We start from the raw sequence: 14,022 nt of genomic DNA, 5'->3' as shown, positions 1-14,022 counted from the left end.
GGTACTCGGCGGCCCAGTCCTCGTCGGTCGCGGGGAGGGGGGGGCCCGCCCGCGCCGCGCGCCCCCCCGCCCCCGTTCCCGTCGCCCGGCGCAGACTCCGTCGCGGACCGCGACGATGCGCCGAGGAATCCGCCGGAGGGGCCGGATGAGTCGCGAACGCGCAACAGTCGATCAGGACAGGTGGTTCAGGGCCGCAGGCCCGAGACCACGTTCGCGGTGGCCGTGAGGCCGTCGTGGATCGTCGCGGCCATACTGCTGCTCGCTAGGTAGAAGCCGAGCAGCACGCAGACGAGGGCGTGCGAGAACTTGAGGCCGCCGCTGCGCACGAAGACGCAGGCGAGGACGAGCAGCAGGACGACCACGGAGAGGGAAATGACCATCGAAACCTCCTTACGCGGCGCCATGGTGGCGCAGGAGGGGGTGCCTTCGGGCGAAAGACGTGTCCGCCGTACGGGTGTTGACCGTCCGTGACGGGCGGTCAGTCCTTGACGATCTCGTTCCAGCGGGTCGTCCGGTCGCACCAGCGTTCCAGCAGGATCCGGTCGTGACCGACCGCGAGGAGGCCGGCGCCGGTGTCGGCCCGGTACTCCTCGACCACCGCGACCAGGGCGGCCGTGGTGGAGGCGTCCAGCATGGCGGTCATCTCGTCGCAGACCAGCCAGCGCGGGCGGAGCACCAGGGCCCGGGCCAGGCAGGCGCGTTGCAGTTGGCCGTCGCTGACCTCGTGGGGGCGCCGCCCGAGCAGATCCGCGCCGAGACCGACACGTTCCGTCAACTCGGCGACCGTCGCTTCCACTTCCGTACGACGGCCCGTGGCGCGCAGGGGTTCGGCCACGAGGTCCCGCAGCCGCAGCCGGGGATCGGCGGCGAGGCGGGGCTGCTGGAAGACCACACCGACCGCGATCCGCTGCTCGCGCGGGGCGCGGTGGCGCCAGCCGGTCACGGCACGGCCGTCGAGGAGCACGGTCCCCCGGTCCGGGCGGTGCAGCAGGGCGGCGACCCGGGCCAGGGTGGACTTCCCGCATCCGCTCGGTCCCAGCAGGCCGAGGGACTCTCCCGGACGCAGCGCGAGGTGCGCGCCCCGGACCACGGGGGCGCGCCGCTCGTACCCCGCGGTGATGTCGTTGAGCTCAAGCATGGTGACAGGCCACCCCTTCGGCCGGTTCGGGCCGCACGGCACGGCAGGTGTCGTCCGCGCGGGGGCAGCGGGCGGCGAAGGCGCAGCCGGCCGGGAGCGCGCCGAGTTCGGGCGGGGCGCCGGGGACGGGAGTGAAGGCGCGTTCGGGCAGGGCGTCGAGCAGGCCGCGGGCGTAGGGGTGGCGCGGCCCGGGCCGACCGAAGAAGGCGTCCGCGGGGGTCAGTTCGACGATGCGCCCGGCGTACATCACGGCGACGGTGTCGGCGATCCGTTCGGCCGCCGCGAGGTCGTGCGTGATCATCAGCAGTGCCCGCCCGGCGTCGCGGGTGTGGGCGCGCAGCTCGTCGACGGTCCGGTGGACGAGCTCCCGGTCCAGGCCGGTGGTGGGTTCGTCGGCCAGCAGCAGCGGCGCGTCGCCGACGAGGGCGAGGGCGGTGGCCGCGCGCTGGGCGAGACCGCCCGAGAGTTCGTGGGGGTAGCGGTCGAGGTGGCCGGCCGGGAAGGCGGCCCGGTCGGCGGCGGCCTCCGCGGCCGACCGCAGGTCCGCCCCGCGCCTGCCGGTCAGTTCCCGGACGGTCTCCTCCAACTGGTCCCGTACGGTACGGACGGGGGTGAGGTGCGCGGCCGGGCTCTGCGGCACCAGGCCGACGCGGCGGCCCCGTACCGTCCGGGCGAGGGTCCGCTCGTCGGCGGCGATCAGGTCCAGGCCGTCCGCGAGCCGGGCCGCCCCGGCGGTCTCGGCGTTGCCGGGGAGCAGACCGAGCAGGGCGGAGGCCAGTACGGACTTGCCGCAGCCGCTCTCGCCGACGAGAGCGAGGCACTCGCCGGGGGCGAGGCGGAAGGTGGATTCGGTGACGGCTTCGACGTACCGGCCCGCCCGCATCCGGAAGCGCACGGACAGGGCCTCGACCGTCAGCACGGGCCCGCCGGGGGCCTGCGGGCGGGCGGAGTCGGCACGGTCGGCGGTGCCGGCGGCCGGGTGGCGGTTCACAGGGTCAGCTCCGAACGGCGGCGGGGGTTGAGGCGGTCGCGCCAGGCGCCGGCGAGACCGGCGACGGCCAGGGTCGGGATGATCAGCAGCAGGCCGGGGAAGAGGGTGGGCCACCAGTCGCCCGCGAGCAGGGAGCCCCGGCCGGTCTGCACGAGCCCGCCCAGACTGGCCTGGTGGGCCGGCAGTCCGAGCCCGAGGAAGGACAGGGCGGACTCGTGCCACATGGCGTGCGGGACCATCAGCACCGCGGCCAGCCCCGCCTGCGGGAGGACGCCCGGCACCAGGTGCCGTACCGCGACCCGCCACCGCGAGGCGCCGCCCGAGATCGCCGCGTCCACGTAGGGGCGGCCGCGCAGGGACAGCACCTCCGCGCGGACGATCCGGGCCGTCGACAGCCAGTGCGTGACGGCGACGGAGACGATCACCGGCCAGACGCCGGGGCGGAACATCGCCACGACGAAGATGCCGAGCAGCAGGTGCGGGATCGAGGACAGGGCGTCCACCGCGCGCATCACCACGCGGTCGGTCCAGCCGCCCAGCGCCCCGGCCGCCGCGCCGACGGCCGTGCCGATGACGGTGGCGACCACCGCCGCCACCAGGCCGACCAGCAGCGAGACGCGCAGTCCGTACACGCAGCGCAGCAGCAGGTCGCGCCCCACGTCGTCCGTCCCGAAGGGGTGGGACCACGAGGGCGGCAGGAGCTTCGCCGACAGGTCGACCGCCTGCTGGTCCAGCTGGACCAGCGGCGGCACCAGCAGCACCGCCGCCACGACCACCGCCACGATCACCGCCGAGGCCCGCACGCGCAGGGTTCGCGCCGAACGCGCCGAACGCACCGCGCGCACCGCACGCCTTGAACGCACCGAACGCCTGGAGTCCCCGGCCGACTTCCACACCCGCTCCACCGGCGTCTCAGCCATCGAAGCCCACCCTCGGGTCGGCCAGCCCGTACAGCAGGTCGGACAGCAGGTTCCCGACCAGCACGGCCGCCGTGGCCAGCACCGTCAGCGCCGCCAGCAGCGGGAAGTCCACCGAGGTGGCCGCCTGGACGGTCGCCGCCGCGATGCCCGGCCAGCTGAAGACGGTCTCCACCAGCAGCGCACCGGTGATCAGTTCCGGGACCCGGGAGCCGATCAGGGTCAGCATCGGCAGCATGCCGGAGCGCAGGCCGTGCCCGAGGAGGACCCGGCGCTCGGCCAGCCCCCGCGCGCGGGCACCCCGTACGGGGTCCTCGTCCAGGGCGTCGGCCACGCCCTGGCGGACGTACAGGAAGAACCAGGGGAGTTGGGAGACGCCGAGGACGAGCGCCGGAAGGACGAGGTGCGAGGCCACCTGGCCGAAGGTGACCACGTCGCTGCCCGCGTCGGTCAGTCCGCCCGAGGGCAGCACTCCCAGGCGTACCGAGAAGAACCAGATGGCCAGCAGCCCGAGCCAGAACGCCGGGGCGGCCTCCAGGGTGTAGGCGAGGGAGGAGGCGGCCCGGTCGAGGGGGCCGCCCGGCCTGCGTGCGGCCAGCACGCCGAGCCCCGTTCCCGCCAGCACCGCGAGCGCGAAGGCGCAGGCCGCGAGCAGCGCCGACCAGCCCACGCGTTCCCCGATGACGTCGGCCACCGGCTGGCGCATGACGGAGGAGGTGCCGAGGTCGCCGGTGAGGGCCGAGGTGAGCCAGTCCCACCAGCGGGCGACGAGCGGCCGGTCCGCGCCGAGATTGGCGCGCAGCTGGTCGAGGCTGTCCTGGGAGGCGGTGAGTCCGGCCGTGCCGGCGTACGCCTTGACCGGGTCGAAGGGTGACAGCGCCGCGACGGCGAAGACGCCGAAGGTGACGACGAGCAGGACCGGGGCGGCGGACAGGATCCGCCGCCCCGCCATGCGCGCCATGCTCCTCCAGGGGAGGCGGGCACGAGGGGTGGTCACGGGGCGGGGCTCACTTCTGCTTCGGCTTCCAGGTCTCGATGTTCCACCACGGGCCGGTGCCGAGGCCGTGGTCGTGCGGCTCGATCTGGGTGGCGGGCCCGTCCCACACGTCGTTCACGACGTACAGGTGGTCGATGTGGGTGAGGAAGACGTAGCCGGGGTTCTTCACGAGCTCGCGCTGCACGGTGTCGTACGCGGCCCTGCGCGCGGCCGGGTCAGCGCTGCGACGCCCGTCGAGGAGGGCGGCGTCCACGGCCGGGTTGGCGTACCGGGCCATGTTGTTGAAGCCGTCGCCCCCGAGCGAGGAGGTCAGCAGCTGGTACTGGTCGAAGTCCGGGTCGGCGGGGGAACCGCCGCCGGCGAGGACGGCCTCGGTCTTCATCCGGGGCTCGATGACCTCCCAGGTCCCCGCCTCGGTCCTGACCTCGATCCCGGCCTTCTTCGCGTCGGAGGCGAAGGCCAGCGCGTGGTCCTGGCGGATCTTGTCGCCGGAGGTGTACCAGAGCGTGAAGGAGGCGCGGACGCCGTCCTTGACGCGCACGCCGTCGGCCCCCGGCTTCCAGCCGGCGGCGTCGAGGATCTGCTGGGCCCGGGCGGGGTCGTACGGGCGCTCCGTGCCGGCGGTGAACCACGGGCTGCCGGTCGGGACGGGGCCGAAGGCGGGCTTGCCCGCGCCCTCCAGGAGCTTGTCGACCATGGCGCCGCGGTCCACGGCGGTGTCCAGTGCCTGGCGGACCGCCACATCGCCGGTGACGGGGTGCGCCGTCGGCAGGGTGACGTTGCGGTAGTCGAAGGTCTTGGCGGCGTACGTCCTGCGCGCCGGGTCCTTCGCGAAGCCCCGGGCGAGGTTCGGCGGGAGGACCGCCGCGTCCAGTTCGCCGGAGCGCAGCCGGGTGGCGCGCACGTCGTCGTCCTTGACGACGGCCATGGTGAACTTCTTCACCGCGGGCTCGCCGCCCCAGTAGCCGGGATTGGCCTTGAAGCTGAGCTTCTCGCCCTTGGACCAGCCGGTGAGCAGGTACGGCCCGGTGCCGACGGGGCTGGTGGTGAAGTCGCCGCCGTTGACGTCCTGGCGCCCGGCGATGTGCTCGGGGGCGATCGGCAGGACGGTCCGCTCGGCGAAGGGCGCGTAGGGGTACTTGAGCGTGAAGACGACCCCGTCCTCGCCGAGCGCCTCGACGCCGGCGACGGCGTCGAGCTCGGTCTTGGAGGCGTTGTTCGTCTTCGCGTCGAGGATCGTCCGGTAGGTGAAGACGACGTCCTTGGCGGAGAAGGGCACGCCGTCGCTGAACTTGACGCCCGGGCGCAGTTTGTAGGTGTAGACGAGCCCGTCCGCGGAGACCTGCGGCAGGGACTCGGCGAGGGCGGGCTTGAGCTTCATCTCGGCGTCGTGCGCGAGCAGTCCGTCGAAGATCTTGGAGTTGCCGTCCTTGCCGTAGCCCAGGAGCGGGCTGAGGCTTTCCGGCTCCGTCGCGATGCCGACCACGGCGGACCGCGCGCCCGAAGATCCCGCCGAGGCGCCTCCGGCGGGGTTCGAGCAGGCCGCCACGCCCGTGATGAGTGCGGCGGCCAGCGTCGTCGCGGCCACTCCCCGTGCTGTCCGGGCCGTCATGCTGTACACATCCCTGTTCGCGGTCATCTGTTATTGCAAAGAGCTCGCAATAATGCCAGAAAGGATCATAAGAAGACGAACCGGCCCGGAGGAGCGACGCCGGGGGCGCAGGGGTCTTGCCCGATCCCCGCCCCGCGTGCCATACATGTCTAGACCTGTCGGAGGAAAGCCGAGGAAGGCACCCGTTGCGCCGCACCGCTCCCGCTCCGTCCGCCCTCCGCCCGGTCGCGGCCGGCCTCGCCTCGGCCGCCCTCCTCGCCCTGGCGGCGTGCGGCGCGTCCGACACCGAGCCGCCCTCACCGCCCGCCGGGCTCACCGCGCAGGCGGGCAGCGCCACGAGCGTGCACGTGATGTGGAACGCGGCGCCGGAGCGCGACGGCGTGACCGGCTACCAGGTCTTCCAGGCCGACCGCCTGGTGCGGGAACTCCCGGCCGAGAAGACCATGGTGGACGTCACCGACCTCACCCCGCGGACGGGCTACGCCTTCACCGTGCGGGCCAAGGACGCCGCGGGGAACCTCTCCCCGGCCGGTCCGGCGGCCCGCGTGACCACCCCCGCCGCCCGGGCCGAGGACCGCACGGCGCCCACCGCCCCCGCCACCACGACGGGACGGGCGACGGGCCCGCGGTCCGCGTGGGTCTCCTGGTCGGCGGCGACCGACGCCACGGGCGTCACCGCCTACGACGTCTACCAGGGCGGCGTCCGCATCCACACCGTCGCACCCGGCGAAACCGGCACCGCACTGACCGGACTGCGGCCGGACACCGTCTACACCTTCACGGTGCGGGCCCGGGACGGCGCCGACAACTCCTCCCCCGACGGCCCGGGCGCCGATGTGACGACCCCTCCCGCCTCCGGCGAGGGACCGGGCACCGCTCCCTCCGGTTTCGAGGCGACCGCCTCCCCGGGAGCCGTCACCCTCGCGTGGACCGCTCCGGAGACCGGCCGCGACACCACCGAGTACGAGCTCCACGTCAACGGACGGCCCACGACGGTCATCCAGTTCGGAGCGGGTGCGGTACCCGGCGGCAGGGCCGAGCACCGGCTCACGGTGACCGAGCCGGCCGGTACGGTGTGGACCCTGAAACTGCGCGCCCGGCTGCCCGACGGCACCTGGGGCTCCTTCTCCGCCGAACGCCGCGTCACGCTCGCGACCTGAAGAAAATTCGGCGATCTGGCGCGAACGGCACTGCCGCGAAAGAAGATCACGCACAATACTTCCGTGTTCGGTGAGTGCTCGTTCAACAACAATCAGTCCGCTTCCGACGGGTCCGACCCTGGGCCGGACCCTGGCGCCGCGCCGGGGAACCTGCCGCCGGAATCGGCGAGCTTCGTCGGCCGGGAGAGCGAACTCGGCCTGCTCAAGGGCCTGTTGCGCGAGCACAGGTTCATCACCCTGACCGGGGTGGGCGGGGTCGGCAAGACCCGGCTCGCCCTGCGGGCCGCGGCCGACGCCCGCCGGGAACGGACCCACGGAGTCCGATGGGCGGAACTGTCGCCCTTGCGCGATCCCGGCCTGCTCACGGCGACCGTCGCCCACGTCGTGGGCCTCGCCGGCCACGCCCCGGGCGCCCTCGACGAGGAGCTGTGCGCCTGGCTGGCCGACAAGGAGCTGCTCCTCGTCCTGGACACCTGCGAACACCTGGTGGCCGAGTGCCGGCACCTGGTGGGCGAACTCCTCCAGTCCGCGCCCGGGTTGACGGTCCTGGTGACCTCCCGGGAGCCGCTCGGCTCCCCGGCCGAGCGGGTCGTCGAGGTACGCCCGCTGCCCTGCGAGGGGCCCGGCAGCGACGCGCTGGCCCTCTTGCGCGCCCGCGCCCTCGCCGCGAGCCCGCAGACCTCGACCGTCTTCGAGGACCCGGTGCGGGCCGCGGTCGCCGCCGAGGTCTGCCGGCGCCTGGACGGCATCCCTCTGGCCCTGGAACTGGCCGGCGCCAGGCTGCGGTTGTGGAGCGTGGAGCAGATGGCCGAGCGGCTCGGCACCCGCCTCGACCTCCTGGCGGACACCCGCGCCGCCCGGCTGCCCCGCCACCGGACCCTGCGGACCGCGATCGGCTGGAGCCACGAGCTGTGCGCACCGCTGGAACGCCTGCTGTGGGCGCGGCTCTCCGTGTTCACCGGGGACTTCGACATGGCGGCGGCCCGCGCCGTGTGCGCGGGCGGCCCGCTGCCCGCCGCCCGGGTGGAGCGGCTGCTGACGGGGCTCGTCGCGAAGTCCGTGGTCCGGCGCAGCGAGGAACGCGGTACCGGGGCCCGCTACCGGATGCTGGACACGATCCGCGAGTACGGGCACGACTGGCTGGCCGAACTCGGCGAGGAGGCCGTCGTCGCCGACCGGCACGCGCACTGGTACGCGGCGCTGTCCCAGGCCGCCGAACGGGGCTGGCTGGGCCCCGGGCAAGTGGACTGGTACCGCAGGATGACCGCCGAGCACGCGCAGCTGCGCACGGCGCTGGAGCACCTGCTCGGCTCCGACCCGACGGCGGCGCTGGAGATGGCCGGGGCGCTGTGGTTCCACTGGTTCGCGTGCGGGCACGGGCGCGAGGGCCGGGCCTTCCTCGAACGGGCGCTGCGCGCCGGTCCGCGCACGGGGGCCGCGTACACCCGGGGGCTGTGGGCGCTTGGGCTGACAGCGCTGCTCCAGGGCGACCTGGGGGCGGCCCGGGAGCTCGGCGAGGAGTGCGTACGGGAATCCGGCCGGCTCGCGGACCCCGAGCCGGAACTGCGCGCGGCCTACCTGCTGGCGGTGGCCGTCCTGATGCCCGGGGACCCCGTACGGGCCCTGGCGCTGGCCGGCCCCAGGGCCCGGGCGGGCCACGGCGGGCGCACAAGCGCCGCCGGGTGGCTGCTGTGCCGGCTCGCGGCCGCCTACGCCCTGTGCGACCTGGGGCGCTACGAGGAGGCGGCCGCGGAGGCCCGGGCGCTGCGGGAGTCCTGCGCGGAGCTCGGCGAGCGGTGGCTGCGGGCGTACGCGGACTACGTCCTGGCGGTGGCGGCGCTGGGGCGGGGCGAGCACGGGGAGGCGGCCCGGCACGTGCGGGCCATGCTGTCGGGGAAGCGGCTGCTCGGTGACCGCTTCGGCATCGCGCTGGGTCTGGACGTGCTGGCGGCGGCGGTGGCGGGCCTGGGCGACGGGGAGCTGGCGGCGCGCCTGCTGGGCACCGGGCACGCCTGGTGGCGCACGGTGGGCCTCCCGCAGATGGGCGGCTCCCCGACTCTCACCGCGCTGCGCGACCGGGGCGAGCGCGAGGCGAGGGCGGCGATCGGCGACGCGGCCTACGAGACGGCGTTCCACGGGGGCGCGGCGGCCCCCACCGGCTGATCGACGACCGGTGGAAGGCGGCGTGCGCGGACCCGGATCGGGTCAGGGCGGGGCTCCCGTCAGTACGGGAGGGTTCTGCCCGACGGTGTGCGCAGGTCCAGCTCTCGGGGGGCGGGCTTGGGGACGGGCTTGCGGATCAGCTGCTGACGCATGGCTGCCTCCTCGCTCAGACCAGGGCCGGGCGGCGAGGTTCCACCGTGCGGCCGTCGGGGAGCAGTTCACCGGTGTCGTCGAAGACCACCGCGCCGTTGCACAGCAGGCTCCAGCCCTGTTCGGGGTGGAAGGCCACGGTGCGGGCGGCATCGTGGTCGGCGCTGTCTACGGCAGGGCAGGGGGGCTGGTGGGAGCACATGGCGCACCTCCTCGCAGAGTGGGGCGGGAGGGCCGGTGGTCACCCGGTCGAATCCGCGATCCACGGTGGCGGTGAGTATTGCCGATCGCCGCCCCCGGACGGAACCCATATTCGCGGTCCAGTTCAGGGTGTGTATGCCCGCTTACCATGCGCTCATGCCCGTTTTCCGGATCATTCACCGCACGCTCCTGCCCCCGGCGGAGGCCTGGGAGCGCGTGACGGACTGGGAGCGCCACGGCGCGCTCGTCCCCTTCACCCGGACAGTGATCGTCACCGCCCCGCCGACCCGGGTGGGGACGATCTTCACGGCGCGCACGGGCGTGGGCAGGATCACATGCGACGACCCCATGGAAGTCGTCGTCTGGCGGCCTCCCGCGGAGGCCGCCGCGGGACTGGTCCGCCTGGAGAAGCGCGGCCGCGCGGTGACGGGCTGGGCGGAGATCGCCCTCCGCCCGCTCGCCGCGGGCGGCTCGGAGATCGAATGGCGCGAGGACCTCCGCGTCCGCGGCCTCCCCCGAGCCTTCGACCCCGCCCTCCGAAGGGCCGCCCGCCGCCTCTTCACCCGCGCGCTCCGCCGGCTCCTCCCCCACTGACCCCGCCCCGTCCCGCGTCGCCCGTCCCGGGCATCACGGGCGGGCGGCGCGGGCCGCGCGGAGCCCGCGCCACCGCCGAGGCACAGCGCCTAGCGGATCGGCATGTCGGAGATCGTGCGCGCGATCACCAGCCGCTGGATCTCGCTCGTCCCCTCGAAGATCGTGTAGATCGCGCTGTCGCGGTGCATCCGCTCCACCGGGTACTCCCGGGTGAAGCCGTTGCCGCCGAGGATCTGGACCGCCTGGGCGGTGACCTTCTTGGACATCTCGCTCGCGAAGAGCTTGGACATCGAGCCCTCCGCCGAGGTGAACGGCCGGCCCGCGGCGGCCATCCAGGACGCCCGCCACACCAGCAGCCGCGCCGCGTCGATCTGCGTCCGCATGTCGGCGAGCTGGAAGGCCACGCCTTGGTTGTCGATGATCGGCCGGCCGAACTGGGTACGGGTCTTGGCGTAGTCGAGGGCGACCTCGTACGCGGCGCGCGCCGTACCGACGGCCATCGCGCCGACCGCCGGCCGGGAGGCCTCGAAGGTGGCCATGGCGGCGTTCTTCACGCGCTCCCCGCCACCGCTGCGGGCCCGCTCGCGGGCCCGCGCCAGCCGCTCGTCGAGCTTCTCCTTGCCGCCGAGCAGGCAGGAGCCGGGGATCCGTACGTCCTCCAGCACCACCTCGGCGGTGTGCGAGGCGCGGATGCCGTGCTTCTTGAACTTCTGCCCCTGGGACAGCCCCGGCGTGTTCGGCGGGACGATGAAGGACGCGTGCCCCTTGCTGCCGAGCTCGGGGTCGACGACGGCCACCACGATGTGGACGTTGGCGATGCCGCCGTTCGTCGCCCAGGTCTTGGTGCCGTTGAGCACCCACTCGTCCTTGGCCCGGTCGTAGACCGCGCGGGTGCGCATCGCACCGACGTCGGAGCCCGCGTCCGGCTCGGAGGAGCAGAAGGCGGCGAGCTTGACGTCGTTCTGGTCCCCGTACATCTGCGGGATCCAGGTGCCGATCTGCTCCTCGGTGCCGTTCGCGACGACGCCGATGGCCGCGAGCCCGGTGCCGACGATGGACAGGGCGATGCCCGCGTCGCCCCAGAACAGCTCCTCCATCGCCATCGGGATGCCGAGGCCGGTCGGGTCGAAGAACTGCTGGGCGTAGAAGTCCAGCGAGTAGATGCCGACCTTGGCGGCCTCCTGGATGACGGGCCAGGGGGTCTCTTCGCGCTCGTCCCATTCGGCGGCCGCGGGCCGGATCACCTCGGCCGCGAAGCCGTGGACCCAGTCCCGCACCTGCTTCTGGTCGTCGTTGAGCTCCATGGTGAACTCCGCCATGTCCCCTCCTGCTGTCTGTACTCGTCCAGGCGTTGGTTACTAGCGGTAACCCACACGGTGCCACAGTCTGTTACCGGCGAGTAAACACTGTCAAGCGCCACCGATCCCGTCACACGGGTCCGCCGCTCCGACGGGTCGGGGTGTGCGGGGTGTTACGTTGCGTGGGCGTCACGCACATCGCAAGGGCGGGGAGAGAAACACGTCATGGAGACCACGCAGCAGGCAGGCGAGCCGGGGTCGGCCGAGCGCCGACGGCGGGAGCTGCTCGAAGCGGCCGACCGGGTCGTTCTCAGGGACGGCCCGAAGGCCTCCATGAACGCCATCGCGGCGGAGGCCGGGATCACCAAGCCCATCCTCTACCGGCACTTCGGCGACAAGGCGGGCCTCTACCAGGCGCTCGCCGTCCGTCACACCGACGCGCTGCTCGGCTCGCTGCGGGCGGCGCTCGACGCGCCGGCCGAGCGCCGCCGCCGGGTCGAGGCCACCCTGGACACCTACCTCGCGGCCATCGAGGCCCGCCCGCAGGTCTACCGCTTCCTGATGCACCCCGCCGAGGACCCGCAGACCCCGGAACGCGGCTTCGACGTCGGCCTGCACTCGGCGCCGCTGCTGCGCCGGCTCGGCGAGGAGCTCGCGCAGGTCATCAGCGAGCGCGTGGACCTCGGTCCCGGCGGCGAACGGCTCGCCCGGGTCTGGGGCCACGGCATCGTCGGCATGATGCACGCGGCCGGCGACTGGTGGCTCGGCGAGCGCCCGTGCGACCGTACGGAACTGGTCGCCGCCCTCACCGACCTCCTCTGGGGCCGCCTCTCCACGGCCGGCAACCGCGCGGACGGCCCCGGCTTCTGACCCGTCCCACGGGGGCAGGACTCAATCCCGCGGGGACCACGGGGCCTTGCGGATCGCCCGCCGCAGGCGCCTGGCGCGCAGGCCCGTCACCCGGTCCGCGTACACGGTGCCCTCCAGGTGGTCGCACTCGTGCTGCAGGCAGCGCGCGAAGAACCCGGTCCCCGCGATCCGCACCGGCGCCCCGTCGGAGGTGACCCCCTCGACGACAGCGTGGTCGAACCGCGCGGTGCCCGCCTCCAGCCCCGGCAGTGACAGGCAGCCCTCGGGCCCGAGGTACTCGTCCCCGCCGGCCGTCACCAACCGCGGGTTGACGACGTGCCCGACATGGCGGACGTCCTCGTCGTCGGGGCAGTCGTACACGAACACCCGTTGGCCGACGCCGATCTGGTTCGCGGCGAGGCCGACGCCCTCGGCCGCGTACATGGTGGCGAACATGTCCTCGACGAGCCGGTCGAGGGCCGGACCGAACTCGGTGACCTCCGCGCACGCGGAGTGGAGCACCGGGTCGCCCAGCAGGCTCATGGTGCGGACGAGGCCGGTCGTGCCGGGGATGGGGCGCTGTCGCATGGCCGTAAGGGTACGACGGACGAATATATGAGGAGATCTGCCGCGGCGTGGGGGCGCCGCGGTCAAGGCCCCGGCAGGTACTGGATAGGCTGGGGCCGACCGACGCAAGGAGGACAAGGGACGATGGCAGGCAACACGGAGCCGCTTTCGCCGCGGGCCAAGCTGGCCGTGACGGCGGGCAAGGCCGCGGCGGCGGTGTCGCGGGCCGCGGGACGCGGAAGCGGATCGGTGATCGGGGGCAAGGTCGCGCTCAGGCTCGACCCCGATCTTCTCGGAGCGCTGGCGCAGCACCTCGACGTCGTCCTCGTCTCCGCGACGAACGGCAAGACCACGACGACCCGGCTGATCGCGGAGGCCCTGCGGGCCAGCGGTCCGGTGGTCTCCAACGCCCTCGGCGCGAACATGCCCGCCGGCATCACCTCCGCCCTCGCCGGCGGCTCGGACGCCAAGTACGGCGTCATCGAGGTCGACGAGAAGTACCTCGCCGGAGTGGCCCGGGACGTCACCCCCAAGGTGATCGCCCTGCTGAACCTCTCCCGCGACCAGCTCGACCGCGCCGCCGAGACCCGCATGCTCGCGGAGAAGTGGCGCGAGGGCCTCTCCGGCTCCAAGGCCGTGATCGTCGCGAACTGCGACGACCCGCTGATCGTGTGGTCGGCCTCCTCCTCGCAGAACGTGGTGTGGGTCGCGGCCGGCCAGGAGTGGAAGGACGACGCCTGGTCGTGCCCCTCCTGCGGCGGCGTCATGCAGCGTCCGGGCGACGACTGGTTCTGCGGCGAGTGCGGCTTCCGCCGCCCGACCCCGACCTGGGTGCTCTCCGGCGACCACGTGCTCGACCCGCACGGCTCGGCCTGGCCGATCCACCTCCAGCTGCCCGGCCGCGCCAACAAGGCGAACGCCGCCACCTCGGCCGCCGTGGCCGCCGTCTTCGGCGTCCCGCCGCAGGTCGCGCTGGAGCGCATGTACCAGGTGCAGGCGGTCGCCGGCCGCTACGACGTGGTGAACTTCCAGGGCCGCGAACTGCGGCTGCTGCTGGCCAAGAACCCGGCCGGCTGGCTCGAAACGTTTTCGCTGATCGACCCGCCGCCGACGCCGGTGATCCTCTCGGTCAACGCGCGGGGCGCCGACGGCACCGACACCTCCTGGCTGTGGGACGTGGACTACCCCCGCCTCGACGGCCACCCGATCTTCGTGATCGGTGACCGCAAGCTGGACCTGGCGGTCCGCCTGGAAGTCGCGGGGCTGGACTTCCGGGTGTGCGAGACCCTCGACGAGGCCGTGCAGCTCGCACCGCCCGGGCAGATCGAGCTCATCGCCAACTACACCGCCTTCCAGGACGTGCGCCGCCGCGTCGGCAACTAGCG

General features: G+C 73.7%; 14 protein-coding genes. 5 read left to right on the top strand and 9 right to left on the bottom strand.

Annotation, left to right across the window (positions count from 1 at the left end; translation table 11 throughout):
• Positions 1-185 precede the first annotated feature (185 nt).
• From ACWFQ8_RS17685 to ACWFQ8_RS17660, 6 genes are all read right to left on the bottom strand, one after another.
• Positions 186-380 carry a hypothetical protein gene (locus ACWFQ8_RS17685; protein ID WP_453787146.1) on the bottom strand — a complete coding sequence of 65 codons (195 nt, stop codon included), beginning with the start codon at positions 378-380 and terminating at the stop codon, positions 186-188.
• A gap of 98 nt (positions 381-478) precedes the next feature.
• The gene (locus ACWFQ8_RS17680) at positions 479-1,138 is read right to left on the bottom strand and encodes an ABC transporter ATP-binding protein (protein WP_453787145.1); all 660 of its coding nucleotides are present in this window, start codon (positions 1,136-1,138) and stop codon (positions 479-481) included.
• On the bottom strand, positions 1,131-2,021 hold the full coding sequence (locus ACWFQ8_RS17675; protein ID WP_453787226.1) for an ABC transporter ATP-binding protein: 891 nt from the start codon (positions 2,019-2,021) through the stop codon (positions 1,131-1,133). The genes ACWFQ8_RS17680 and ACWFQ8_RS17675 overlap by 8 nt, the downstream gene beginning before the upstream one ends.
• Before the next feature lie 104 nt (positions 2,022-2,125).
• Positions 2,126-3,049, bottom strand: a complete 924-nt coding sequence (locus ACWFQ8_RS17670) for an ABC transporter permease (RefSeq protein WP_453787144.1) — start codon at positions 3,047-3,049, stop codon at positions 2,126-2,128.
• The gene (locus ACWFQ8_RS17665; RefSeq protein WP_453787143.1) at positions 3,042-4,007 is read right to left on the bottom strand and encodes an ABC transporter permease; all 966 of its coding nucleotides are present in this window, start codon (positions 4,005-4,007) and stop codon (positions 3,042-3,044) included. Before ACWFQ8_RS17665 ends, ACWFQ8_RS17670 begins: the two co-directional genes overlap by 8 nt.
• Before the next feature lie 46 nt (positions 4,008-4,053).
• On the bottom strand, positions 4,054-5,655 hold the full coding sequence (locus ACWFQ8_RS17660) for an ABC transporter substrate-binding protein (RefSeq protein WP_453787142.1): 1,602 nt from the start codon (positions 5,653-5,655) through the stop codon (positions 4,054-4,056).
• A 185-nt stretch (positions 5,656-5,840) separates the two neighbouring features.
• On the opposite strand from ACWFQ8_RS17660, the gene ACWFQ8_RS17655 reads away from it, so the two are divergent.
• Together ACWFQ8_RS17655 and ACWFQ8_RS17650 are read left to right on the top strand one after the other, a co-directional pair.
• Positions 5,841-6,815 carry a fibronectin type III domain-containing protein gene (locus tag ACWFQ8_RS17655; protein WP_453787141.1) on the top strand — a complete coding sequence of 325 codons (975 nt, stop codon included), beginning with the start codon at positions 5,841-5,843 and terminating at the stop codon, positions 6,813-6,815.
• 63 nt (positions 6,816-6,878) lie between these two features.
• On the top strand, positions 6,879-8,978 hold the full coding sequence (locus ACWFQ8_RS17650; RefSeq protein ID WP_453787140.1) for an ATP-binding protein: 2,100 nt from the start codon (positions 6,879-6,881) through the stop codon (positions 8,976-8,978).
• A gap of 166 nt (positions 8,979-9,144) precedes the next feature.
• Here the strand turns inward: ACWFQ8_RS17650 and ACWFQ8_RS17645 are convergent, their stop codons facing one another.
• Positions 9,145-9,330 carry a DUF5999 family protein gene (locus tag ACWFQ8_RS17645; RefSeq protein ID WP_384535481.1) on the bottom strand — a complete coding sequence of 62 codons (186 nt, stop codon included), beginning with the start codon at positions 9,328-9,330 and terminating at the stop codon, positions 9,145-9,147.
• A 155-nt stretch (positions 9,331-9,485) separates the two neighbouring features.
• Between ACWFQ8_RS17645 and ACWFQ8_RS17640 the strand changes: the two genes are divergently transcribed.
• Entirely contained in the window at positions 9,486-9,923 is a 438-nt protein-coding gene (locus ACWFQ8_RS17640) for an SRPBCC family protein (protein ID WP_453787139.1), read from the top strand.
• An 89-nt stretch (positions 9,924-10,012) separates the two neighbouring features.
• On the opposite strand, the gene ACWFQ8_RS17635 is transcribed toward ACWFQ8_RS17640, so the two are convergent.
• Positions 10,013-11,242: an acyl-CoA dehydrogenase family protein gene (locus tag ACWFQ8_RS17635; protein WP_453787138.1), complete on the bottom strand. Its 1,230-nt coding sequence runs from the start codon at positions 11,240-11,242 to the stop codon at positions 10,013-10,015.
• A gap of 204 nt (positions 11,243-11,446) precedes the next feature.
• Between ACWFQ8_RS17635 and ACWFQ8_RS17630 the strand changes: the two genes are divergently transcribed.
• Positions 11,447-12,091 (top strand): TetR family transcriptional regulator, encoded by a 645-nt coding sequence (locus ACWFQ8_RS17630; protein WP_453787137.1) that lies wholly within the window; start codon positions 11,447-11,449, stop codon positions 12,089-12,091.
• Positions 12,092-12,112: 21 nt separating this feature from the next.
• Here ACWFQ8_RS17630 and def read toward each other — a convergent pair whose 3' ends face one another.
• Positions 12,113-12,658, bottom strand: coding sequence for a peptide deformylase (gene def, locus ACWFQ8_RS17625; protein WP_453787136.1), 546 nt, complete (start codon positions 12,656-12,658; stop codon positions 12,113-12,115).
• 123 nt (positions 12,659-12,781) lie between these two features.
• Here def and ACWFQ8_RS17620 point away from each other — a divergent pair, with 123 nt between their 5' ends.
• On the top strand, positions 12,782-14,020 hold the full coding sequence (locus ACWFQ8_RS17620; protein ID WP_453787135.1) for a MurT ligase domain-containing protein: 1,239 nt from the start codon (positions 12,782-12,784) through the stop codon (positions 14,018-14,020).
• Positions 14,021-14,022: the final 2 nt, after the last annotated feature.

Source organism: Streptomyces sp. NPDC055254 (assembly GCF_053606025.1).
The sequence above is the reverse complement of the archived record's forward strand: the minus strand, read 5'-3'. Positions and strand labels throughout refer to the sequence as shown.

Excerpts from the sequence above, each read along its gene's own strand:
- ACWFQ8_RS17685 (WP_453787146.1), bottom strand. The coding sequence starts at position 380 with ATGGTCATTTCCCTCTCCGTGGTCGTCCTGCTGCTCGTCCTCGCCTGC.
- ACWFQ8_RS17680 (WP_453787145.1), bottom strand. The coding sequence starts at position 1,138 with ATGCTTGAGCTCAACGACATCACCGCGGGGTACGAGCGGCGCGCCCCC.
- ACWFQ8_RS17675 (WP_453787226.1), bottom strand. The coding sequence starts at position 2,021 with ATGCGGGCGGGCCGGTACGTCGAAGCCGTCACCGAATCCACCTTCCGC.
- ACWFQ8_RS17670 (WP_453787144.1), bottom strand. The coding sequence starts at position 3,049 with ATGGCTGAGACGCCGGTGGAGCGGGTGTGGAAGTCGGCCGGGGACTCC.
- ACWFQ8_RS17665 (WP_453787143.1), bottom strand. The coding sequence starts at position 4,007 with ATGGCGCGCATGGCGGGGCGGCGGATCCTGTCCGCCGCCCCGGTCCTG.
- ACWFQ8_RS17660 (WP_453787142.1), bottom strand. The coding sequence starts at position 5,655 with ATGACGGCCCGGACAGCACGGGGAGTGGCCGCGACGACGCTGGCCGCC.
- ACWFQ8_RS17645 (WP_384535481.1), bottom strand. The coding sequence starts at position 9,330 with ATGTGCTCCCACCAGCCCCCCTGCCCTGCCGTAGACAGCGCCGACCAC.
- ACWFQ8_RS17640 (WP_453787139.1), top strand. The coding sequence starts at position 9,486 with ATGCCCGTTTTCCGGATCATTCACCGCACGCTCCTGCCCCCGGCGGAG.
- ACWFQ8_RS17635 (WP_453787138.1), bottom strand. The coding sequence starts at position 11,242 with ATGGCGGAGTTCACCATGGAGCTCAACGACGACCAGAAGCAGGTGCGG.
- ACWFQ8_RS17630 (WP_453787137.1), top strand. The coding sequence starts at position 11,447 with ATGGAGACCACGCAGCAGGCAGGCGAGCCGGGGTCGGCCGAGCGCCGA.
- def (WP_453787136.1), bottom strand. The coding sequence starts at position 12,658 with ATGCGACAGCGCCCCATCCCCGGCACGACCGGCCTCGTCCGCACCATG.
- ACWFQ8_RS17620 (WP_453787135.1), top strand. The coding sequence starts at position 12,782 with ATGGCAGGCAACACGGAGCCGCTTTCGCCGCGGGCCAAGCTGGCCGTG.